At 33.2% G+C, this 25,251-nt stretch carries 17 protein-coding genes; 8 read left to right on the top strand and 9 right to left on the bottom strand.

The genetic code is table 11. The features are described 5' to 3' along the window. Positions 1 to 77 precede the first annotated feature (77 nt). On the bottom strand, positions 78 to 1,262 hold the full coding sequence (locus RMO53_RS07000; RefSeq protein ID WP_310379259.1) for a T9SS type A sorting domain-containing protein: 1,185 nt from the start codon (positions 1,260 to 1,262) through the stop codon (positions 78 to 80). Positions 1,263 to 1,355: 93 nt separating this feature from the next. Then, entirely contained in the window at positions 1,356 to 1,952 is a 597-nt protein-coding gene (locus RMO53_RS06995; RefSeq protein ID WP_310379258.1) for a hypothetical protein, read from the bottom strand. Positions 1,953 to 2,401: 449 nt separating this feature from the next. Between RMO53_RS06995 and RMO53_RS06990 the strand changes: the two genes are divergently transcribed. Beyond that, on the top strand, positions 2,402 to 4,615 hold the full coding sequence (locus tag RMO53_RS06990; RefSeq protein WP_310379257.1) for a TonB-dependent receptor: 2,214 nt from the start codon (positions 2,402 to 2,404) through the stop codon (positions 4,613 to 4,615). A gap of 3 nt (positions 4,616 to 4,618) precedes the next feature. Continuing rightward, positions 4,619 to 5,164, top strand: a complete 546-nt coding sequence (locus RMO53_RS06985; protein ID WP_310379256.1) for a PepSY-associated TM helix domain-containing protein — start codon at positions 4,619 to 4,621, stop codon at positions 5,162 to 5,164. A 115-nt stretch (positions 5,165 to 5,279) separates the two neighbouring features. Here the strand turns inward: RMO53_RS06985 and RMO53_RS06980 are convergent, their stop codons facing one another. After that, the gene (locus RMO53_RS06980; protein WP_310379255.1) at positions 5,280 to 7,925 is read right to left on the bottom strand and encodes a valine--tRNA ligase; all 2,646 of its coding nucleotides are present in this window, start codon (positions 7,923 to 7,925) and stop codon (positions 5,280 to 5,282) included. A gap of 139 nt (positions 7,926 to 8,064) precedes the next feature. Here RMO53_RS06980 and RMO53_RS06975 point away from each other — a divergent pair, with 139 nt between their 5' ends. After that, a complete protein-coding gene (locus tag RMO53_RS06975; RefSeq protein ID WP_310379254.1) occupies positions 8,065 to 8,454 on the top strand; it encodes a DUF1573 domain-containing protein in 390 nt (129 codons plus the stop codon). Positions 8,455 to 8,506: 52 nt separating this feature from the next. Here the strand turns inward: RMO53_RS06975 and RMO53_RS06970 are convergent, their stop codons facing one another. Beyond that, the gene (locus RMO53_RS06970; protein WP_310379253.1) at positions 8,507 to 9,835 is read right to left on the bottom strand and encodes a PDZ domain-containing protein; all 1,329 of its coding nucleotides are present in this window, start codon (positions 9,833 to 9,835) and stop codon (positions 8,507 to 8,509) included. 125 nt (positions 9,836 to 9,960) lie between these two features. Between RMO53_RS06970 and RMO53_RS06965 the strand changes: the two genes are divergently transcribed. From RMO53_RS06965 to lgt, 5 genes are all read left to right on the top strand, one after another. After that, positions 9,961 to 11,154 (top strand): pyridoxal phosphate-dependent aminotransferase, encoded by a 1,194-nt coding sequence (locus RMO53_RS06965; RefSeq protein ID WP_310379252.1) that lies wholly within the window; start codon positions 9,961 to 9,963, stop codon positions 11,152 to 11,154. 131 nt (positions 11,155 to 11,285) lie between these two features. Beyond that, positions 11,286 to 11,957, top strand: coding sequence for a GTP cyclohydrolase I FolE (gene folE, locus RMO53_RS06960; RefSeq protein WP_310379251.1), 672 nt, complete (start codon positions 11,286 to 11,288; stop codon positions 11,955 to 11,957). 49 nt (positions 11,958 to 12,006) lie between these two features. Continuing rightward, the gene (gene cysS / locus RMO53_RS06955) at positions 12,007 to 13,491 is read left to right on the top strand and encodes a cysteine--tRNA ligase (RefSeq protein ID WP_310379250.1); all 1,485 of its coding nucleotides are present in this window, start codon (positions 12,007 to 12,009) and stop codon (positions 13,489 to 13,491) included. A 35-nt stretch (positions 13,492 to 13,526) separates the two neighbouring features. Further along, positions 13,527 to 13,775: a membrane protein insertion efficiency factor YidD gene (yidD, locus tag RMO53_RS06950; protein ID WP_310379249.1), complete on the top strand. Its 249-nt coding sequence runs from the start codon at positions 13,527 to 13,529 to the stop codon at positions 13,773 to 13,775. Positions 13,776 to 13,830: 55 nt separating this feature from the next. Next, positions 13,831 to 14,784 carry a prolipoprotein diacylglyceryl transferase gene (gene lgt / locus RMO53_RS06945; RefSeq protein ID WP_310379248.1) on the top strand — a complete coding sequence of 318 codons (954 nt, stop codon included), beginning with the start codon at positions 13,831 to 13,833 and terminating at the stop codon, positions 14,782 to 14,784. 60 nt (positions 14,785 to 14,844) lie between these two features. On the opposite strand, the gene RMO53_RS06940 is transcribed toward lgt, so the two are convergent. From RMO53_RS06940 to gyrB, 5 genes are all read right to left on the bottom strand, one after another. After that, positions 14,845 to 18,084: a T9SS type B sorting domain-containing protein gene (locus tag RMO53_RS06940; protein ID WP_310379247.1), complete on the bottom strand. Its 3,240-nt coding sequence runs from the start codon at positions 18,082 to 18,084 to the stop codon at positions 14,845 to 14,847. A 138-nt stretch (positions 18,085 to 18,222) separates the two neighbouring features. Continuing rightward, entirely contained in the window at positions 18,223 to 18,837 is a 615-nt protein-coding gene (locus RMO53_RS06935) for an acyloxyacyl hydrolase (protein ID WP_310379246.1), read from the bottom strand. 91 nt (positions 18,838 to 18,928) lie between these two features. Beyond that, entirely contained in the window at positions 18,929 to 21,904 is a 2,976-nt protein-coding gene (secDF, locus tag RMO53_RS06930; protein WP_310379245.1) for a protein translocase subunit SecDF, read from the bottom strand. A 223-nt stretch (positions 21,905 to 22,127) separates the two neighbouring features. Then, positions 22,128 to 23,063 (bottom strand): malate dehydrogenase, encoded by a 936-nt coding sequence (locus RMO53_RS06925; protein WP_310379244.1) that lies wholly within the window; start codon positions 23,061 to 23,063, stop codon positions 22,128 to 22,130. 221 nt (positions 23,064 to 23,284) lie between these two features. Then, the gene (gyrB, locus tag RMO53_RS06920) at positions 23,285 to 25,225 is read right to left on the bottom strand and encodes a DNA topoisomerase (ATP-hydrolyzing) subunit B (RefSeq protein ID WP_310379243.1); all 1,941 of its coding nucleotides are present in this window, start codon (positions 25,223 to 25,225) and stop codon (positions 23,285 to 23,287) included. Positions 25,226 to 25,251 lie beyond the last annotated feature (26 nt).

Raw genomic sequence — 25,251 nt, 5'->3', positions numbered from 1 at the left:
TAACAAAATTTTTCTTAACTAAAATAGCTGTTTCGTGAATTAATTTAATAATCATTAAAGTATAGGAAAGTTTCGTTTTATTCTTTAATAAACTTAGTTTGAAACTTTTCATTACCCGATGATGCTTGTAGTATATAAATTCCTGCTGCTAATTTTTCGACATTTATTGGAGTTTGTATTCCTTTTTGTTGTAATACCGTTTTTCCAGAAATATCAGTTACAAGAACATTGTCAATTTCACTATTTTTAGCATTTTGAATGTTTAAAAAATCCTTGGTTGGGTTTGGGAATACAGTTATAGATTCAGTAGATTTTTCAATTTTTTCGATCCCGAGTGTAATTGGATTATTGTAATTATAGTTTGTTCGTCCGTTAATTACAAAAGTGCTTGTTTGTGAATCATACCTAAATTCGTTGTACCCAAGTACTTTATTAACATGTGGAAAATCTTCGGCAAAGTAGTCTAAGCCAGTTTTGTCTTTGAAAGGGTTTGCAAAGCTAGTCATCAGACTTGAGGTGTCATAACTATATTCTAGCTTACCATTATAATCGCCGCTGTAGGTTGTAGTAATTCTGTTTCCATTAGTATCTAATGCATAATCGATTCTATAATTTTCTTCCCAAATAGTATTAAAAACATCCCAAAAGGCATACCTACTGGTTATTAATTTGTTGTTTGAATCATAAGCATAAATCGATTTATAATCGTTTACCCAATTTGAACTTATCCATTTTTCACCTTTATCTTCTGTTAATTTATTGTTGGAATTATAGGTTGTTGAGTAGCGTGTATCGTTTACCCATTGCGTACCATCCCAAATATAGGATATTGCGCCATCAGGCAAATTGTTACTATTGTAAGTTCCAACCGTTTTATCTTTTAATACCCAATTTGGATTAGTCCATGCATAATATACTGCTTCTGCTAGCCTTCCATTTGTGTAGGTGTAGGAATCTTGGCTTACGTTTTCGAATGTATTGTTTGTTGAATTCCATTCTTGATAAAGCTCTTCGGTTATTTTATTACTAGCATTATAAGTGTAAATGGTTTTACTATAGTTCTTCCAAACACCTGATTTCCATTCTAATCCTGTCACTAAAATTAAGTTATTATTGCTATCATATTCATAATTGGCACCACTATAATTTTGCCAACTGCTGGTGATTGGATCATAATATTCGCTAATACCGGAAAACACTTTGCTTTGCCCTTGAACTGCAATCGTAAAAACAATTAGCATCAAAAATGTAATTTTTTTCATAATTTAAAACAATAAATTTAATACCTACTCTATCAAAGATTTTCGGTTACCTCTTTAATCCATTCATTAATAATTATATTTTAAAAATCACTCTTAAAAAGACATTCCAAAACCAATATTAAATACTATTCCTTGTGTTAAAATACTTGGGAGCGTTTCCGTCTGAGTTTCGGTACTGCCATCAGGAAAATTAACATTGACCAATATTTCTTTGTCTAAATTTGTGAAAGAATACCCAATTTCTGGTCTAAAATAGAATCCTTTTCCCCATTTTGCTCCTATTTTTATATTTATAGAATTATTTGAAATTGCTGTACTTGCTGAACCTTTTAAATCAGGATCGGTGTCTGATTCAATATCGTTGATTTTTAATTTTGCATCTAAAATTCCGTAGCTTAAATTACCATACAATCCTCTGCCTTCCTTAAAAAAGTAGTAATTCAGTCCCGCTTGAAAATAAGTGAGTTTAGCTTGGTCTGGATCTAATGCTTTATCCGCATTTATAGTAGAATATTCTAATGATGGCGCTAATCTCTTTTTTAACAATGGCGTTACGTATTCTATATTACCACCAATGATGTTAGGATATCCTATTTTTACACCAATTCTGAAAGGTTTTTCTTGAGCAACAACTAGACCTGACATCAATAATGTTATTGCAATACACGTAATTTTGAGAATGTTTTTCATGGTTTTATGTTTATGTTTATTAAATTCTATTTGAAGTTTAATTGCTTTTTCTAGAGTACGAACTGGTATCAAGAAAACAATATGGTTGTAAGTAATCCTAATGTTATTATGATTATTAACCCTAAAATAAGTGCATAAAATTTTTTCATCCCATAGTGTTTATTAATTTTCTTACTTCTACAAAATCCATGGGTGTTTTATACAAGTGAGAATATACAATTTACTTTAATTTATAATTTAATACAAACTTCACTATTATTATCGAAAACTAATATTAAATGTCGTGAATGACCAAAAAAACTACGTCAATGAATCAAAAAAATTAATCCTATTATACTTTCAAATCAAAAAAATAATTTTTTATTCATAATTAGTCTAAATAAGTTTTGTGAATTCAAAAATGGATATTATATTTGCATCATTATTTTTAATTATTCCAAATAAACATTATGAAAAATATTTTAGTTCCCATTTTTACATTATTTAGCTTACTTAGTTATTCTCAAGAATCCGCTAACGATTCGACAAATTTTAATGAATCTGCCTACTCCGCTTTTGATACTATTAAAAATTCACGCGGAGAAATACTGAAAGAAGTTACTGTTACTTCGATCAATCAAAAAAAACCTGTTTCTGCTAGTAAAACAAACATCAAAGCCATCGACTTGCCTCAAGCTACAGCTGTTGTAGAAAACCAAACAATCAAACAACAACAAATTTTAAGAATCTCTGATGCAGTCAGAAATACCAATGGTGTTTATGTTTCAGGAGCGAACAATGCCTCTGGAAATAATCAAGAAGAAATTGGATCACGTGGTTTTTCTTTTAGCGGTGGTAACACTTTTAAAAATGGTGTTCGATTTAATGGGTCTATCATTCCCGAAACCAGTTCGATTGAATCTATAGAAATAATAAAAGGTAGTTCCGCATTATTGTATGGAAATGTATCGCCCGGTGGAATTTTAAACTTAGTGACTAAAAAACCTCTTTTCTCTCAAGGTGGAGAAATTAGTTTTAGAGCCTCTGAATATAATTTTTTTAAACCAACCGTTGATGTCTACGGAAGTGTAAACAATAGTAAATCTTTGGCTTATAGAGTGATTACAAGCTACGAAAAAGGGAATAGTTTTAGAGATATCGTGGCCTCCGAACGAATTTACTTTAATCCATCGTTTTTAATAAATTTAAATAAAAAAACAACATTGTTAGTTGAAGGTGATTATTTAAAGGATCAAAGAACTCCTGATTTTGGACTAACTACCATCAATTATAACATTGTTGAATTACCAAGAAATACATTCTTAGGATTTGATTGGGGACAATTTAATTCAAAACAAAAAAGTTTTACAACTACATTAACGCACCAAATTAAAGAAAATTGGCAATTAAAAACGTTTTATTCCTACCAAGGTTTTACCACAAATTTACTAACAGGTTTGCGATCAAACAGCACAAACCTTGTAGCTGCAAACGGTGATTGGACTCGTGGTGTTCAAAAAATCGATGCTAATCAAGATTATAGCATAGCCGAAATTGACCTAACAGGCACATTTGCAACAGGAAAATTAAAACACTCTTTCTTGTTGGGTTCAGATGCTGATAAAAGTACAACTGGAACTATTGCTTATAAAAATATCAACTATTATGATAAAATAAATATTTATAATCCTAGAGTAATCATCAGCAAAAATCCTAACTATCAATTAGCTGAAATTCCAGTAATGGATGTTAGTACTAATGCAATAGCTGATGTAAAAAGATTTGGAATTTACGCTCAAGACTTCATAGAAATTAGCGAGAAATTTAAAGTTTTGGCCGGTTTGCGTTACAGTTATTTAGATAACATTACAAATACATTAACTGTTGCTACTAATGTTAATATAGAGTCAAAAACCAAAGACAATGTATACTCCACAAGACTGGGGCTAATTTATCAACCTACAAAAAACAATTCTATCTTTGCTAGTTATTCTGACTCATTTGCTTTAAATACGGGAACTGACAAAAATTTAAATGCGTTACCAACATCAAAAATTAATCAATATGAAATAGGCTTTAAAAATGAACTTCTTAAAAACCATATAGCAGTCAACGTAACGGGATACTTAATTGATTTTACAAACTTAGCTCAAACTGACTTTTCAAATGGAAACACGAATACTTCGATTAAAGAATTGGCCGGTGCGTACCAGAGTAAAGGAGTAGAATTAGACATCACAGGGAATTACAAAGGATTTAGAATGATGGCTGGTTATAGCTTTAACGAAACTAAATATACCGAAAGCAACATCTATGATAAAGGAACTGCATTGCGTTTTACTCCAAAAAATACTGCAAATACAAGTTTATTCTATACATTTGGACAGCAACAAAAATTAAAAGGATTGGAACTAGGACTAATTACTTCCTATTTTGGAAAAACACTTGGCGGAAGATTACGACCAAACAATGCTAGTACAGCTGCTGAATTAGCTCGTAAACCAATTCCTGTTGATGGTTTTATTCAAGTAGATGCATCTATTGGATATTCAATAAAAAACTTTGTAATTAGAACAAAACTTTCAAACCTGAGTAATACTTTGAGTTATTATGTTTATGATGATAATACAGTTACTCCTATAGCGCCTAGAATGATTACAACAACAATTGGGTACACATTTTAAACTATGGCTTTAAAAGCAAGAAACTTACACCGCGATTTAGGTTATTTTTACATTGGACTCATAATTTCATTTGCCTTTTCAGGGATTTTAATGAATCATCGAGACAGTTGGCATGCCGAAAAATACACTGTAGAAACTAAAGCTATACAGGTTAAATTTCCTTCAGAAAAGAATATAACCGAAAAATTTGCTAAAGAATTAGGTAAAAAATTAGGCATCGAAGATAAAATGCGTCGCTATAAACTGGATGGAGGTACCTTGAAAATTTCCTTTGAAAAAAACGACGTAGAAATTGATACGAAAACGGGCAAAGGTGAAATTGTATCTTACATCAAAACTCCTATCCTAAGTCAAATGATAAAACTCCACAAAAACACTTCTAATTGGTGGATTTATTATGGTGATGTTTTTGGAATTTCATTAATAGTAATTGCCATTTCAGGAACCTTAATGATACCCGCAGGAAAATTTAGTTTTAAACAACGCGGTTGGAAACTAGCATTGGCCGGAATTGTATTTCCGTTACTGATATTGATTTTGTTGGGTTAGAAACTAATTTTGAAACTCTAAAAATCCCAATCCCGATAAATCTTTCTTGACATCAAAAACAAACCCGACAGGTTTCAAAAACCTGTCGGGTTTACTATTATAATCCAAAAAAAACTTATTTCAACCCCGCCAAACTTTGTTCTAATGTTGCAATTTTGGAGAGTGCATCGGCTTCTTTTTGTCTTTCGTTTGCAAGCACTTTTTCTGGTGCACCAGCCACAAATTTCTCGTTAGCCAGTTTGCTTTGAACCGATTTCAAGAAACCTTGAGTATAAATTAACTCCGTCGTTAGTTTTTCAATTTCAGCTGCAATATCAATATTTCCTGTAATCGGGATAAAATACTCATTTGATTTTACTCTAAAAGACAATGCGCCATCCACTTTGTCCGAAACGTATTCTAATGAAGTGATATTCCCTAATTTGGTGACAACCGAATCAAAATAAGTCGAAACTTTATCATTATTTAGAACCTTCAATTCAATCGTGTCCTTAAACGGAATATTCTTGTCTTTACGAATCGTTCTAATTCCTGAAATCACTTCGATGGTGTTTTCGAAATCAGTAATTAATTGCGCATTAAATGGTTTTATTTGGGGCCAAGTCGAAACAATCAAAGCTTTTTCGGGCGTTCTTTCGGCTAGAATTTGCCAGATTTCCTCTGTCAAAAATGGCATAAACGGATGCAATAATTTCATATTGTTTTCGAGCATTTCTATAGCTTTCGCTAATGTTACGCTGTCAATTGGTTGTTGGTATCCTGGTTTTATCATTTCGAGAAACCACGAACAGAAATCATCCCAAACCAGTTTGTAAATTGCCATCAAAGCATCTGAAATTCTGTATTTTTCGAAATTGTCTTCAATTTCTAGAAGCGTTTGTTGCAACTTGGCTTCGTACCATTCTATCGCCACTTTTGAAGATTCTGGTTGAACCAAAGTTTCTGCAACTTCCCAGCCTTTTATTAGTTTGAAAGCATTCCAAATTTTGTTGGTAAACCCTTTTCCTTGGTTGCACAATTCTTCGTCAAACATAATATCGTTTCCTGCAGAAGCACTCAAAAGCAATCCTACGCGAACGCCATCGGCACCAAATTTTTTGATTAATTCTAATGGTTCCGGAGAATTCCCCAAAGATTTCGACATTTTACGTCTTTGTTTATCCCGAACTAATCCCGTTAAATACACATTCGTAAATGGTTTTTTACCCGTATATTCATAACCTGCAATAATCATTCGTGCTACCCAGAAAAACAAAATATCAGGTCCAGTAACCAAATCATTAGTTGGATAATAGTATTTAAAATCTTCGTTTTCTGGATCCATAATTCCTCCAAAAACCGACATTGGCCAAAGCCAAGAGGAGAACCACGTATCGAGAGCATCAACATCTTGTCGAAGGTCAGAGGTTTGAAGCTGGGAGTTGGAAGTTTTTTCTTTGGCTAAAGCCAATGCTTCCTCAATAGATTCGGCAACCACAAAATCTTCCTTTCCTCCCGAACCATCGGGAGCGAAGAAATAAGCAGGAATTTGTTGTCCCCACCACAATTGACGCGAGATATTCCAATCCCGAATGTTGTTTAACCAATGTGCATAAGTATTATTAAAACGAGCAGGATGTAATTTGATATCGCCATCAACTAGAACGGATTGAATGGCTGGTTTTACCAAATGGTCCATTTTCAAAAACCATTGATCCGACAAACGAGGTTCGATTACGGCTTTAGTCCTTTCGGAAGTTCCTACTTTGTTTAAGTGAATTTCGGTTTTTGCCAAAGCGCCAATCGTTTCCAGTTCTTTTTCGATTGCTGAACGAACTATAAAACGGTCTTTTCCTTGGTAATGCAAACCAAAACTATTTAAAGTAGCATCTTCGTTGAAAATATCGATAATTTCAAGGTTGTGTTTTTCGCCCAATGTTTTATCATTCATATCGTGAGCCGGAGTCACTTTCAAACAACCCGTTCCAAATTCGATATCAACATATTCGTCTTCGATAATTGGAATTACACGACCACAAATGGGCACAATCGCTTTCTTTCCTTTCAAAAATGTAAAACGTTCATCATTTGGATTGATGCAAATGGCAGTATCTCCAAAAATTGTTTCCGGACGAGTCGTAGCAATTGTCAAAAAGTCTTCACTTCCCTGGATTTTATATTTTAGGAAATACAATTTCCCTTGTTGTTCTTCATAAATCACTTCTTCATCAGAAAGAGTCGTTTTGGCTTCTGGATCCCAGTTTACCATTCGGTAGCCACGATAAATCAAACCTTTGTTGTATAAATCGACGAAAGATTTAATTACCGATGCCGACATATCAGGATCCATCGTGAACTTTGTTCTGTCCCAATCGCAAGAGCAACCCAATTGTTTGAGTTGTTCTAAGATAGTTCCGCCATATTTATCGGTCCATTCGTAAGCGTGTTTCAAAAATTCCTCACGAGTTAAATCATTTTTGTTAATTCCTTCGGCTTTTAATTTAGCAACTACTTTGGCTTCCGTTGCAATAGATGCGTGGTCTGTACCTGGAACCCAACACGCGTTAAAGCCTTTAAGCCGTGCTCTTCGAATCAATACATCTTGAATAGTGTTGTTCAACATGTGTCCCATGTGCAAAACTCCTGTAACATTAGGAGGAGGAATTACAATAGTATATGGCGTTCTATGATCCGGTTCTGAATGAAAATACTTGTTTTTCATCCAGTAGTCATACCACTTATTTTCAATGGTTTTAGCGTCAAATTGAGCAGGAATTGTCATAAAAGCAACTGTTTAAACCAAAATTTACCTTTGGTCTGATTTTTGTAATTCGAATTGTCAACAAAAGTAAATAATTAAGTACAGTATAAAAAGAGAAATAAATATTTGTACATTTACTTATTAAAATTAAAATGTAAAGATGAAAAATTTAGCCATTTATATTACACTATTATTTATAAGTAGTACAGGATTTAGTCAATCTGGCCCTAAAATAGAGTTTAAAGCAAAAGACAATACAATAGATTATGGTACAGTTACCAAAAAAAAGGATAATGGTATTCGATCCTTTGAATTTACAAATACTGGTGATGCGCCATTGATTATTACAAATGTACTTTCTACCTGTGGTTGTACGGTTCCAACAAAACCTACAGAACCTATCATGCCAGGCAAAACCGGAAAAATTGATGTAAAATACAATATGAATCCTGGCCCAATTAGAAAAACAATAACTGTAGAGTCAAATGCAGTAAATTATGAATCTGGTCGAATAGCCTTAAAAATAAAAGGGGAAGTGATTGCTGATTGATAATGGAATAAAACATTTTTAAATTGCTTCTTGAAATCAAGAAGCAGTTTTTTTACAAAACATTTTTCAAATGAATCCTGAACTTCATAAGCTGACTGTCTCTTTCAATTTCTAGATTAATCCAATTTTCGTCCTCTTCTCTTAAAAGCGAAATAATTTTTTGCAACGAATAATTATAAGCTGGGTTATTGTCAATTTTAGTTATTACATCTCCTTTTTTTAAACCTGCTATCGATGCAGGCGAGTTATCCCGAACGTAAGTAATTAAATAAATTGGTTTTAAGGCAAACTTATATTTAAAATTGTCATTATTCCTGTTTTTATCAACATCAACGCCATCTCCAACAATTATAACTGTTTCTAGCCGAACCGTTTCTTGAACCCACTGCAAACCATTATGTTGCAATTCAATACCACTTCTGTTGTATTTAAAAGGGAGACTAAAATTACCGTTTTTTTTCAAAAATAAACTTTGATTGTTGTAATCAAACACAATAGAGAATCTTTTCAAAATTTCAGATCCTATTGAACCAGCTCTGTCTTTTACCATTTTAACATTTTGGATAGAACTTGAATCTGGAAAAGAAACTAAGGGATTATTAAAATCAAAACCAAACATTGAAAACTTTGAAATTAATGCCCTTTTACCTATTACATCCCCGCTAAAACCTTTGCCTAAATAATCCTCAAAGTTTTTAGGGGGAACATCAACAAGTTTGGCTGAGTTTTGAAACAACCACAATGCATCACTATTGCCTATATCAATCAATAATTTTGTTGGAATTTCATTATTATTTATTATAACATTTCCTAACACATAGGGTTTTGATCTTTCTATTGAAATAGGCACTTTTTTATACTTTTTAGCTATTTTATTTCTGTTTATCGCATTATCCTTATATACCATAACTTTTTTTCTATCATAATTAATTTCAATCAAATTACTTCTAAAAAAATTATACCCAATAATACCGTTTACAGGTATACCGACATGTGATGACAGATTGAAGCCTTGATCTAAAACAATATAAAGGATTTGATTTTGCGAAATAATATTTTTAATTTCTAATGTATTATTTTTTGATTTTAATGCCTCAATGGATGCTTCACCACCCAATCCTCGCAAAGTAATTTTTTCGACATCTAAAAAAGTGATTTCTTTTTTATCGTCTAAACTAAATAAAATGGTCTCTTCAACTCCAGTGTCTAACAAGAGATTGAGTTCTATACCATTTACTTTTATGGGTATAAAAATTAAATTATTTATAAATTTAAAAGGAATAACTACTCTTTCAGCGTTATTTGTAAACTGAAAACCATCTTGTCCAATAGCTGGAAAAGTGTAAAAAAAAATAAAAAATAAAATAACTATTTTCTTCATTATAAATGTATAAGTATAAAATTACAGAAAAAATCGAATATTATTATCTATTTGACAATAAAAATAAGCTTTAGTTACATAAATTTTAAAAAAAATCGCAAATTTGCATTTCAATAAATTAAGCTATGCCAAAAATATCCAACAAAGGAAAACTTATGCCGGAATCACCAATAAGAAAACTGGTTCCCTATGCTGATATTGCTAAGAAAAAAGGACATAAAGTCTATCATCTTAACATTGGACAACCGGACATAAAAACTCCAGAAGTTGCGCTCAATGCCGTAAGAAACAACACTATTGAAGTTTTAGAATACAGTCATTCTGCTGGATTTGAAAGTTATAGAAAAAAATTATCAAAGTATTATTTAAATCATAATGTTGCCGTAAATATTGAAGATATTATTATCACCACTGGCGGATCAGAGGCTTTACTTTTTGCATTGGGAAGCACTATGGATGCTGGAGATGAAATTATTATTCCCGAACCTTTTTATGCTAATTATAATAGTTTTTCCGTTGCTTCAGGAGTTACTGTAATTCCGTTAATTTCAACCATAGAAACAGGATTTGCATTGCCTTTAATAGAAGAATTTGAAAAATTAATTACACCCAAAACTAAAGCAATTCTTATTTGTAATCCCGGAAACCCAACCGGTTATTTATATTCTAGAGAGGAAATAATGCAACTGGCAGCATTAGTAAAAAAACATGATTTATTCTTAATTGCTGATGAAGTTTACCGTGAGTTTACTTATGATGGAGATGTACATTATTCTGTAATGAATATTCCCGAAATCGAGGAAAATGCAATCATGATTGATTCAGTCTCTAAACGTTTCAGTATGTGTGGAGCCCGAATAGGTTGCATCGTTTCAAAAAATAAAGAAGTCATAGCAACTGCAATGAAATTTGCCCAAGCTAGATTAAGCCCACCTACATTTGCACAAATTGCAAGTGAAGCAGCACTTGATACGCCTCAAAGTTATTTTGACGAGGTAATTTTAGAATATAGAGAACGAAGAAATACATTAATCGAGGAGTTAAATACTATTGAAGGTGTAATTGTTACAAAACCCAAAGGAGCTTTTTACTGTATTGCACAACTGCCTATTGATAATGCAGATAAATTTGCACAATGGCTTTTAGAAAGTTATGATTTAAATGGTGAAACCGTTATGGTTGCTCCAGCGGCTGGATTTTACTCCACTCCGGGAGTTGGACTAAACCAAGTTCGGATAGCTTATGTATTGAAACGAGAGGATTTAAAAAGCGCCGTACAAATATTAAAAACAGCTATTCCAATTTATAATTCGAAATAGAATTTCCTTAATTCAGCATACTATTTTGAGTCAAAAACACCAAATTAATTATTAAAGGCTAAAGAAATTCTTTGGCTTTTATTATTTATCTTTACACTTTAATTTAAATCACACAATAATTGTAACTTTTAATGATAAACAACGAAGAATTTCAGGACGAAATAGGAAACAATCATATTAGTTCATCTGCACAAAACCCAGTAAGAGAAGATGCCTTTGATAGTACTGATGAAGAAAAAATAGAAAAAATAAAAAAAGACGTCGAAAATATTCTAATAACACTTGGGATGGATTTGACGGATGACAGTTTAAAAGGCACGCCTAATCGCGTAGCAAAAATGTTTGTAAAAGAAATTTTTGGAGGTCTTAATCCAGCCAAAAAGCCTAAAGTTTCTACATTTGAAAATAATTACAAGTATGGCGAAATGCTTGTTGAAAAAAACATAACCCTATATTCTACTTGTGAACATCATCTATTACCCATTATTGGTAGAGCACATGTTGCCTACATTTCAAGTGGCAAAGTTATTGGGCTTTCAAAAATAAATCGAATTGTTGAATATTATGCTAAAAGACCTCAAGTTCAAGAGCGTTTAACTATGCAAATAGTTCAAGAATTACAAAAAGCATTACAAACAGAAGATGTAGCTTGTATCATAGATGCAAAACACCTTTGTGTAAATTCAAGAGGAATTAAAGACATCGAAAGTAGCACCGTAACCTCTGAGTTTGGCGGAAAATTTAAAAATGAAAATACACGAAGAGAGTTATTAGAATACATAAAATTAGAAACAAAATTCTAAACTATTTTTATTTAATTTTCTAATAAAACCATCTTCTAAATATTATAAAATGCCATTATACAAATCACAACCTATAAAAATATACAATTCACTTTCTGGTGAAAAAGAAAATTTCACTCCAATTAATGAGGGAAATATAGGCATGTATGTTTGTGGACCAACCGTTTATAGTAATGTTCACCTAGGTAATGTGAGGACTTTTATGTCATTTGATGTGATATATAGGTATTTTTTACATTTAGGATACAAGGTAAGATACATTAGGAACATTACCGATGTAGGTCACATAGTTGATGATATCGACGAAGGCGAAGACAAAATAGCAAAGAAAGCCAGAATTGAACAATTGGAACCAATGGAAATTGTGCAACGCTACACTGTAGATTTTCATAATGTGTTGAAAGCCTATAATTTTTTGCCTCCAAGTATTGAACCTACTGCTACCGGACATATTATTGAACAAATTGAGATCGTAAAAAAGATAATAGCTAAAGGAATTGGATATGAATCAAATGGTTCTGTGTATTTTAATGTAGTGAAGTTTAACGAAACTAATAATTATGGTAAGCTAAGTGGTCGAAATATTGAAGATATGCTTGCCAACACCCGTGATACAGACGGTCAAAGCGACAAGAAAAACCCACAAGATTTTGCATTATGGAAAAAAGCAGAGCCGCAACACATTATGCGTTGGCCTTCGCCGTGGAGTGACGGTTTTCCTGGTTGGCATCTAGAATGTACTGCAATGAGTACTAAATATCTAGGAAATCATTTTGATATTCATGGTGGCGGAATGGATTTGAAATTTCCACATCACGAATGCGAAATTGCACAAAACGAAGCTTGCACAGGACAAGAACCTGTAAATTATTGGATGCATGCCAATATGCTTACTTTAAATGGTAAAAAAATGGCTAAATCAACAGGTAATAATATTTTACCTAGCGAAATCTACTCTGGTGGAAGTCCATTTCTTACCAAAGCATTTTCAGCATCTGTTGCCCGATTTTTTATGTTACAAGCCCATTACAGAAGCAATCTAGATTTTACAAATGATGCAATTTTAGCAGCCGAAAAAGGATTTTATAGATTAATGGAAGCCGTTGAGGGTTTAAAAGAAATTAAACCAAACACCATTTCAACACTTGATATTTCGTCCTGGAAACAGAACTGTTATGATGCAATGAATGACGATTTTAATAGTCCAATATTGATTGCCTACCTTTTTGAAGGAGTACGTTTTATAAACTTATTAAAAGACCATACTGCAACACTTGCACCAGAGGATTTAGATAATTTTAAAAATACAATGCATTCATTTGTATTTGATGTTTTAGGTTTAGTTGACGAAAAAGGAGCTGGAAATAATTCTGAAAAAATTGACGGCTTAGTAAATTTGCTCATTGGCATGAGAAATAATGCTAGAGATAATAAAAATTTCGCTCTTTCTGACCAAATTAGAGATCAATTAATCGCACTAGGAATACAGTTGAAAGACGGTAAAGACGGAACTTCATTCAATATACAACAGTAATACAGTTGCAAATTTTAGATTTAAATTTAAATATTATGCTGACAAAAATTTTAATCTTTCCTTTTATAATGTTAGTCAAATTTTATCAAAATGCTATTTCACCATTTACAGCATCTTCTTGCAGATTTGAACCCACATGTTCCAGTTTTATGATTGAAGCACTAGAAATTCACGGCTTGTTTTATGGAGGATTTATTGGTGCCAAAAGAATTTTAAGTTGTCATCCATGGGGGAAAACAGGTTATGATCCTGTACCAGAAAAAAAATGCAATCACAACCATTGATAAAAAATAGAATTTCAAACTAAAAAATGTAATTTTACCTTAAATATAAAAAATAATGACAAACAGTTTAGACATAATATGGAATCCACAAGCAGGTATTGATTTAGGATTTTTTGTAATTCGATATTACAGTTTAATGTTTGTAATTGCCTTTGGTTTAGGTTGGTATATCATGAAAAACATATACGAACGTGAAAATGAATCTTTAGAAAAATTAGATACATTATTCATTTGGACCGTGCTATCCACATTAATTGGAGCTCGATTAGGTGATGTTTTCTTCTACGATTGGGAATATTATAGAAATCACTTAACCGAAATTCTGCTTCCAATAAGAGAAAATCCAAATGCAACTCTTTTTAATATCATAAATGGATGGGAATTTACTGGATTTAGAGGTTTAGCGAGTCATGGTGCTGCAATAGCTATTATAATTACCATGTATTTTTATAGTAAAAAAATAGTAAAAAAACCACACTTGTGGATATTAGACCGTATTGTAATTCCTGTAGCAAGCGGAGCAGTATTCGTTAGATTAGGAAATTTTTTCAATTCAGAAATTGTTGGTAAAGTGACCGATTCTCCCTTTGGAATAAAATTTATTAGAGATTATTATAGTCCAAACGATGTTGTTAATGCTACTCAAATCGCAGATCCAAATGAAGCCTATTTAGCAATAGCAACCAATATAAAATATGCAGAATTGCTAGAGCAAGTTCCCATAAAACATCCAGCTCAATTGTATGAGGCCTTTAGTTATATATTTGTTTTTGCGATTTTATTTATATTATATTGGAAGACCGAAGCTAGAGAAAAGTTAGGGTATTTATTTGGTATTTTCCTAGTTCTTTTATGGTCAGTACGGTTTTTGGTAGAATTTGTAAAAGAAAGTCAAGGTGGTTTTGAAAGTTCATTAGGATTATTTTCTACAGGACAATGGCTTAGTATTCCATTTATTATAGTTGGACTCTACTTTATTTTTACTGCCGAAAAACCAGTGAAAATCTAAATAAAAAAATCCTTATTATCAAAAATTTAAAAAAGCTTCCAATTAAAAGGAAGCTTTTTTTTATCTCTTTAATGAAAAATGTGATTTGAACTTCTTAGAAATATTTTGTTCAGTATATTCAATTGTAAACCAATAATCATTAGCCGGCATTGGTTGTCCATTATAGGTTCCATTCCAACCTAAACCTAATGGGGTTAATTCCTTTAAAAATTTACCATAACGGTCAAAAATATAGATCCTAGAATTCAATTGATTATTTAAATCCGAAATATTCCAATTATCATTATATCCATCACTATTAGGCGTAAAATATTTAGGAAAACTAATAATCAAAACATTATTATCCGATATTGGAAAACCACACCCATTTACATCTTTTACAGTAATAGAATGTAATCCAAGTGCTACATTTTCAAAAACAGGACTGCTTTGAAATGGACCATCATCTAATTGATAAATGTAATTTCCTACTCCAGTTGCAATAATCGTAACGATTTGATTGTCGGCAAAAGCATCAGTAACAGTCCAACTTAAACTTGTAATAATATTAATTGGGTTAACGGTAACACTAATAGTTTTTGTTGAGGCACATTGAGGAGCATTAGGAGTAAAAACATAAGTTCCACTTGTAGTATTATTAACAACTGAAGGTGACCAAGTTCCCGAAATCCCATTTGGCGAAATCGTGTTTAAAATTGGAGCTAAAGTTCCAGAACAAAAAGTTAAATCAACAAAACTTGGAGAAACAGGAGGATTTATTGTAACATTTAATGTTTGGATAGTTGCACATTCTGTTGCTAGTGGCGTAAAAATATAACCTCCACTATTTGTATTACTCACAATTACTGGAGCCCAAGTACCCGTAATCCCATTTGGAGATACATTTGTCAAAACTGGAGCGATAGTTCCAGAACAAAATGAAGGAATCGCAGCAAAATTAGGAACAGTTCTAGGAGTTATTGTTACACTTAATGATTGAGTAGCTGAACATTGATTTGGATTTGGTGTGAATAAATAACTTCGGCTTAATGTATTGCTAATAATTGCTGGGGACCAAGTTCCAGTTATCCCATTTGGAGATGTTGTTGCTAAAACTGGTGCTGTAGTTCCAGAACAAAAAGGGGCAATCACTGCAAAATTTGGAGTAACATTTGCCAGAATTGTTAGTGTAACAGTTGCATTATTTGCACATTGCCCAGCAGTTGGGGTAAAAGTATAAAGTGTAGTTGCTAAATTATTCAATGCAGGTGACCAGGTTCCAGTAACCCCATTTGTAGAAGTTGTAGGCAAAGCTGGAATAATAGTTCCTGAACAATATGTTGTGGCCACTATTGTAAATGTAGGTGTTATAATTGGGTTAACTGTAATAGTTAAATTTGCAGTTGAAGCACATTGTCCCACGGAAGGTGTGAATGTATATAAAGTTGTAGTCGAGTTGTCTAGAGCTGGAGACCAACTACCTACAATACCATTAGTTGATGTTGTGGGCAAAGGAGCCAAAACCGCACCAGAACAAATAGGAGCAACAGCAGGAAATAATGGCGTTACAATTGGATTTACAGTAATTGACAAAGTTTGAGTAGCTGAACATTGATTTGCATTTGGTGTAAATAAATAATTTCCACTAACCGTATTGCTTATTATTGATGGTGACCAACTTCCAGTGATACCGTTTGGCGATGTTGTTGCTAGAACTGGTGCTGTAGTTCCAGAACAAAAAGGGGCAATAGCTGCAAAATTTGGAGTAACATTTGCCAAGATTGTTACAGTTGTAGTAGTCAATGTAACCGAAGCACATTGTCCAAGATTAGGCGTAAAAGTATAAACTACTGATCCTAAAATAGCAGTATTAACTGTAGCTGGACTCCATGTTCCCGTTATAGGCGTAACATTATTTGAACTTAAAGGCAATACTGGTGCAGCTGCACCTTGACATACTATTGTAGGAATTCCTATAAAAGCAGGAGTTACTAATGGATCTATAGTTACAACCAATGTTTGTGTTAATGCACAAGGAAAGGCTAATGGATTAGGTGTGAAAATATAACTTCCGCTAGTTGTGTTATTTATTATTGCAGGCGACCAAGTACCCGTAATGCTATTAGGAGACGTTGGTCCTAAAATCGGAGCTGGAGTTCCAGTACAAAAAGGAGCAATTGCAGCAAAATTTGGTGTAGTTGTAGTGCCACAAGGAACAGTACACGTTACAATTTGAGCAGGTGCACATGGAAATCTAGTAGCTGTTAATGTTATTGTAGCAGATTGACCGGGTAGTAGCATTCCGATTAGAGGTAAATTTGACACTATTCTGGTTCCAGTTACTGGTGGTCCACCTTGTATTGTATAAGAGTAATTATACGAATTATCATTTATCAATACATTATTTGACCAATCAAAATACACAGATGTATTTATATCTGCTGGTGGAATTTGAGATGGATCACATCTTAAACCTAAAATAGTAGCACCGTTATCAGCAACTACATTCACTACGATTGCAGAACGAAGACTTTCACAAATTCCATCAGTTTGGCTTACATAATAGGTTGTTGCGCCTACTGCCGTTGTGGAAGGTGTTGGTGCTGTTGCAGATGGAATTCCTCCTGTGGAACTTGTTCCATACCATATCAATGTTGAACCTACTGATGCAGTTGCTGTTAAAGGAATAGCTGGACTATTTTGACATAAATAAACCGGAGTAGCTACTACTGGTGCGTCAGGGCAAGCTGTAAATGACAAATCATCTATAGCAAAATCATTTCCTGCACCAGATATTTCTCTATCATAAATAGTAATTATTGCAGAGCTACTTATTCCAGAATTCCAACTATAAATTCTCTGTACCCAATTGCATGTTGTAGCTGGTGCAACATTGGGCAAACCTAAAGAAACACCGTTAATTAAAATTTCAATTCCAGCAGGAAAACCTACTGTAAGTGACTGTAAATAATAGCTCAACACATAGGTTTTTCCTGGTGTTACGGTTACCGTTTGTTCCCATAATTTAGTATTACCCGCATTTGTATCCGCACCATCAACAACCATCATTCTTCCTGTTCCTGTAGTATGATCAGGACATGCACTAAATGCAATAAACCAAGCATTTGGGTTCGTAACGATATCATAAGAACCTTTAACTCCAAAAGGATTCGGATTAATAACATTTAAATAATTTGAAGTAAAACCGGAGTTTCCGGAAGTAAAATCACCGTTTATAATGAGGTTTTGTGCCGAAAAGTCAAAACTCGAAAAAGCTGTAATCAAAAATAGAAAGGCAAATGACGAAGTAAAATTTTTCATTATTTTAGGAATTGGTTTACTAAAAAATTTAGGAATTTTCAGATCTTTATAAAGTAAATATATAAAATATAATTATTTAACGAGTTTAATCAACTAATTATTGTAAAAATATAAAACAAAAATAACATAACATACTGTTTATAAGTTATATGATATGCCAAATTCAATATTTTTTGTGTTGAAACCTGAGTTAGAGCTCTTTAATCCTGCATTCGAAACATGTCTTACATTTGGCCTGATATCAAGTATAAAATTATTAATTTTATAACTTAATTCAAGTGTTAACACATCAGAAAAAGCAAAACCATTTGAAAGCCTTTCGGTTTCTTTATTGGAAATCATTGGACCAACACTGGCTAAAATAGCTATGCTAAATGTTCGAGTGATTGGTTTTCTAATTGCAAAACCAACATTTAAAATATACTGATTTATGTCCTTTAATTTTGTGAATTTATTTCTTTTTTCAATATAATTTGGATCGTCAGGAGTTATAAAATAAAAATTTAATAGCTGATGTGTTGCAAAGTTTATTTCAGGTTGTAGCACAACTTCATATATAAAATTCTTAGTTTTTTTAAGTTTATAATTGATTGATAATTTATAATAATTATTTGTAAATGAATAATTCCTGTTCTTAAATTCACTACCAAAACCATGATGAAAACCTATGGTATATTTTGAAATTGTGTCTTGACCAAAGAAAACATTGGAACTCATTAAAAGTAATAAAACAAAAAATATTCTTTTTTTCATGGTTTAATTTTATGACAATTTGTTAACTAATATTAAAAAAAAGACCCGAATAAAATTCGAGTCTTTACAAATATGTAATAAATCTAATAGATTATGAATTGTGTTCTAATTCGATTTTTTTATGATCCGCTTCAGACATTGTATCACACAATACTGGAGTAGCAATAAACAACGAAGAGTATGTTCCTACTATGATACCAATAAGCATAGCGAAGATAAATCCACGTATTGACTCACCACCAAAAATAAACATAATCAACAATACCATAATCATCGTTAATGAGGTATTAATCGTTCTTGACATGGTACTATTAATAGATTGATTCACAATACTATCAAAATTACCTTTAGCTTTTTTACCACCTAAAAATTCACGAACTCTATCAAATACAATTACAGTATCATTCATAGAATAACCTATAACTGTAAGAATTGCTGCGATAAAATGTTGATCGATTTCCATCCCGAAAGGCATGAATTTATAACATAATGAATAAATACCCAATACAAAAATAACATCGTGAACTACGGCCGCAATCGCACCTAAACTGTACTGCCATTTTCTAAAACTGATTACTAAATATAAGCCCACAATAAGCATTGCTCCTAGAACAGCCCAATAAGCATTAGTTTTTATGTCTTCCGCAACTGTTGGACCTACTTTTGAAGCTTGTAAAATACCTAGTATTTTTCCATCGTAAGCATTTACAAATTTGTCATAGGTGATATCAGCGGAATAATGCTTTTTTAAATTATCATACAACATTTGGTTAACTTCTAAATCAGCATCAACACCATGTTCGCTGACTTTATATTTTGTTGTGATTTTCAACTGATTGTCTTTACCAAATATTTTTGCTTCGGCACTACCAAAAACTTTATCGCTTGAGAGTTCCTTTGCAACCATTTCTGCATTTACTGGTTTTTCAAATCGCACCTGAAAAGTTCTTCCTCCAACAAAATCAACTCCTTGATCTAGACCATTTGTAGCTAATGAATAAATACTAACAACAGTTACAATTGCAGAAAAAGCATAAGTCCATTTTTTAATTTTCAAGAAATCAAAGTGGAAATTAGTAAAGAAATTTTTAGAAAATCCTGTTACGAATGATAACTTATTGTTTTTGCTAATACTCCAATCTATAAATATTCTAGCTATAAAAATTGATGTAAATAACGAAGTTATTATACCTATTAATAATGTAGTAGCAAATCCTTTTATTGGTCCTGAACCAAAAATAAACAATACTCCACCTGTCAAGATATGGGTTACGTTAGCATCGACTATTGAACGCATGGCTCCTTTCCAACTGTAGGATGCAACTACTGCTTCTTCCAAAGATTTTCCTGAGCGAAGTTCTTCTTTTGCTCTTTCGTATATAATGATATTAGCATCTACAGCAGTTCCCATAGTTAAAACTATACCAGCAATTCCTGGCAATGTAAGCACAGCGCCTAAACTTGCTAAAATTCCGAATAAGAATAATAAGTTGACTGCTAATGCAATATTTGCATACCATCCGGCTTTTCCGTAGTAAACCATCATCCAAAGTGATACTAATAATAATCCTAAAAGTGCAGAATTAGTTCCATTGTCAATTGCCTCTTGTCCTAAGGATGGTCCGACAACTTCTGATTGAATTATATCTGCTGCTGCTGGGAGTTTTCCAGCTCTAAGAACGTTAGCTAAATCCGCTGTTTCCAAAAGTGTAAAACTACCCGAAATTTCTGATCTACCACCCGCGATTGGTCCACTTGAAACACCTGGAGCTGAATAAACTATATTATCAAGAACAATGGCAATATTACTTTTTTGAGAATAGGCTCTACCTGTTAATTCTTCCCAAACTTTTGCACCTTGTCCGTTCATTTGCATAGAAACTGCAGGTTTTCCTGATTGATCAAAAGTATCTTTTGCATCAACAATCACACCGCCACTCATTGGTGCAACATTGTCTCTATTTCCTTTTAGGGCATACAATTCAATAGCTTCAATGTCTTTGTCTTTAGCATCTTTAATAGTTGTTGGTTTTCCCCAAACAAATTTTGCATAACGCTGATCTCCAGCTAGTAATATTCTAATATCAGCTCTTCTCAAAAAGCCTCCTACAATTGCTGTATCCTTTGGTGCGAAAAGTCCTAAAACTGGTCCGCCACCTTGACCTATGATTCTCTTACCTATTGGTCCAAGATCATTTTTTGTAGTTGTTGAATCTTTTCCACTGGTCAATAAAGCACTAATAGAATCGTTAGCAACAGTTGTAACAACCGCCTCATTGATTTCTGTTTTTTTCAATGCCTCGTTTGCAGTAGATAAAAAATTACCAATTTCCTCTCCACTGTAAGTTTCCCAAAACTCCAATTGAGCTGTTCCAGACAATAATTTTTTTATTCGATCAACATCTTTCGCACCAGGAAGTTCCACAAGGATTTGTCCAGATTCGCCTAGTTTTTGAATATTAGGCTGCGTTACACCAAATTTATCGATACGTTTTCTTAATACTCCAAAAGCACTTTCTACAGATTCATCAACTTTTCGTTTGATTACTTTTTGCGCCTGTGCATCGTTCATTTGAAAATCAATTCCACCTTCACCTTGTAAACTTCTGTTAGCAAAAATATCAGGAGAAGCTAATTTTACTGTACCTTTAGAATTAGTTTCAAAAGCATCAAAGAAAGCATCGATATACGTTTGATTCCCTTTTTGGTTTGCAGTTGCATCGGCCAATGATTTATTAAAAACTGGGTTTTTAGAATTATTAGACAATCCTTTCAAAATATCTTTAACCGAAATTTGCAATATCACATTAATACCACCTTCTAAGTCAAGTCCTTTGTTGATTTGTTTGTCTTTAACTTCGTTGAAAGTAAACTGGGTAAACCCAAGGTTAAAAACATTTTCTTTACCAATAGAATCTAAATATTTTAGTTCTGTTTCAGGATTTCCCTTTGCAAATGATTTTGCATCACTCTTAATATTATTTGAAACGAAAGTGAACGAAAGTTGGTAAATGCTTACCAATGCAAATAGAATTGCGAAAAATTTAATAAGTCCTTTATTCTGCATTATTACTAAAAATTAATTATTTTATTTATTTATTTTTGTTTCAACCCTTATAAAATAAGACTTAACATCTGCTTTAAATATAAAACCAGGTATTATGAATTACATCATTATTTTTAAACCGAGCAAATATATAATTAACGTAAAGATTAACCAATTTATTTATTGATTAATGTCAAAAAAAAGACTGCAAATGTGCAGTCTTCTCTTTTTTATAGCTAAATTATTATGCTAAAACCGATTTTAGGTCCGCATTCATATTTCGAACAGCATCGGCGCTTTTGGCGAAAGCCGCTTTTTCAGAATCATTTAAAGTAATATCTAAAATTTGTTCAATTCCGTTTTTACCAATAATACAAGGAACACCAATACAAATATCGCTTTGTCCGTATTCGCCATCAAGCATAACCGAACAAGCTATCATTTTCTTTTGGTTATTCAATATGCTGTCCACTAAATACGCAACCGAAGCTCCAGGCGCATACCAAGCCGATGTTCCTAAAAGTCCCGTCAATGTTGCTCCTCCAACCATAGTGTCTGCAGCAACTTTGGCTAATTCTTCTTCTGACAGAAATTCAGAAACCGGAATACCGTTGTAAGAAGCCAATCGCGTCAATGGAATCATAGTCGTATCGCCGTGACCACCAATAACCATTGCCGAAACATCGTTTGATGGTTTGTCTAATGCTTTTGATAAATAATACCTGAAACGGGAACTGTCTAGAGCTCCACCCATTCCTATAATTCTATTTTTTGGCAAACCAGTCGCTTTCAAAGTCAAATAAGTCATGGTATCCATAGGATTTGAAACCACCACAATAATTGCGTTTGGAGAATGAGTTAAAACATTTTCCGCTACCGATTTTACAATTCCTGCGTTGATACCTATTAATTCTTCGCGAGTCATTCCTGGTTTTCTAGGAATTCCTGATGTTATTACAACAACATCGCTATTGGCTGTTTTTGAATAATCATTGGTAACACCTGTAATTACGGTGTTAAATCCTGTGTTTGTGGCACATTGCATCAAATCCATAGCCTTACCTTCGGCAAAACCTTCTCTAATATCTAGTAAAACTACTTCACTGGCAATCCCTCTGTACGAAATTGAATCTGCGCAAGATGCTCCCACATTTCCTGCTCCTACTACTGTAACTTTCATTATTTTTAGTTTATTCGGTTATTTGTTTGTTGTTTATTTTTTTTTAGAAGCTCATCCCGCACCCGAGGCGAAAAGCAGAACTGGCGAAGCAATTCGTTACAATCTTTTTTAATCTCTTGTTCTCGATACTTTTTGTTTCGTTTCTCTTCACAAAAAACTCGAACTGACGAGACTAAAAAAGGATTTTCACTACTATCGGGGCTAGTGCATTCGGTAATTAATTACGCATCTATATTAGCATAAACTGCATTTTTCTCGATAAATTCTCTTCTTGGTGGCACTTCATCACCCATTAACATTGAGAAAACACGGTCTGCTTCGGCTAGACTTTCGATAGTGATTTGACGTAAAGTTCTAAAACTTGGATCCATTGTAGTTTCCCACAATTGTTCCGCGTTCATTTCTCCAAGACCTTTATAACGTTGAATTGCTGCGCTTCCGCCCATTCTTGCATTGGCTTGATCACGTTGAACATCATTCCAGGCGTATTCTTTTTTGTTCCCTTTTTTAACTAAATATAATGGTGGTGCTGCAATATAAACGTGACCTTCCTCTATTAATTCTTTCATAAAACGAAAGAAAAACGTTAATATCAAAGTAGAAATATGACTACCATCTACATCGGCATCACACATAATAATTACTTTATGGTAACGCAGTTTTGAAATATTCAAGGCTTTAGAATCTTCTTCGGTACCAATAGTTACCCCAAGTGCCGTAAATATATTTCGGATTTCTTCGTTTTCAAAAACTTTATGGTGCATTGCTTTTTCGACATTCAAAATCTTACCTCTTAGAGGCAAAATCGCTTGAAATGCTCTGTCACGACCTTGTTTTGCTGTTCCTCCAGCTGAATCTCCCTCGACAAGATACACTTCGCATTTTGCAGGATCTTGCTCGGAACAATCGGATAATTTTCCTGGTAATCCGCCGCCACCCATTACGGTTTTGCGTTGTACCATTTCACGCGCTTTTTTAGCTGCATGTCTTGCTTGTGCTGCAAGAATTACTTTTTGAACAATAATTCGAGCATCGTTTGGATTTTCTTCCAAATAATTTTCGATCATATCACCAACCGCTTGACTTACAGGAGAAACTACTTCTCTGTTACCAAGTTTTGTTTTGGTTTGCCCTTCAAATTGTGGTTCAGCTACTTTTACCGAAATAATTGCGGTTAATCCTTCGCGGAAATCATCTCCAGCAATTTCAAATTTTAGCTTATCTAACATTCCAGAAGCATCTGCATATTTCTTTAACGAACGAGTAAGTCCCGTTCTGAAACCTTGCAAGTGTGTTCCTCCTTCGTGTGTATTGATGTTGTTTACATAAGAAAAAATATTCTCGGTATAACTGGTATTGTAAATCAAGGCAACCTCAACTGGAATTTCGCCTTTTTCGGAATCCATCGAAATTACGTGTGCAATTATAGGCTCACGGTTTCCATCGAGATATCTTATGTATTCTTTTAGTCCTTCGGTAGAATGAAAGATTTCTTGAACAAAATTTCCTTCTTTATCTAATTCTCTTTTATCGGTAAAAGTGATTGTAATTCCTTTATTCAAGTAGGACAATTCCCGCATACGCGCTGATAAAGTGTCGTAAGTAAACTCCGTTGTTTGAGTAAAAATAGTTGGATCAGGATAAAAAGTAACAATAGTTCCTCTTTTTGTAGTTTCCCCAATTTGTTTTACAGGATATAATGATTTTCCTCTTTCGTATTCTTGCTCGTATACTTTTCCGTCTCTATGAACTGTAGCCCGCAAATGTTTAGACAAAGCATTTACTACCGATACTCCAACTCCGTGCAATCCACCAGAAACTTTATAGGAATCTTTATCAAATTTTCCTCCTGCGCCAATTTTAGTCATTACAACCTCAAGCGCCGAAACACCTTCTTTTTTATGAATATCAACTGGAATTCCTCGACCATTATCTTCAACAGTTACCGAGCCGTCTTCATTAATTGCAACTGTAATAGTGTCACAATGTCCACCCATTGCCTCATCAATAGAGTTATCGACAACTTCATAAACTAAATGGTGTAAACCTCTCACACCTACATCTCCAATATACATTGATGGTCGCATTCTAACGTGCTCCATTCCTTCTAATGCCTGAATACTATCTGCTGAATAATTGTTCTTTTTAATTTCGTCGCTCATATAAATTTACTCTAAAAATGTATTTT

This window comes from Flavobacterium sp. (assembly GCF_031409475.1).
In the GTDB taxonomy this organism is placed as follows: Bacteria; Bacteroidota; Bacteroidia; order Flavobacteriales; family Flavobacteriaceae; genus Flavobacterium.
Note: the sequence above shows the minus strand (reverse complement) of the source record. Positions and strands in the feature narration are given on the sequence as shown.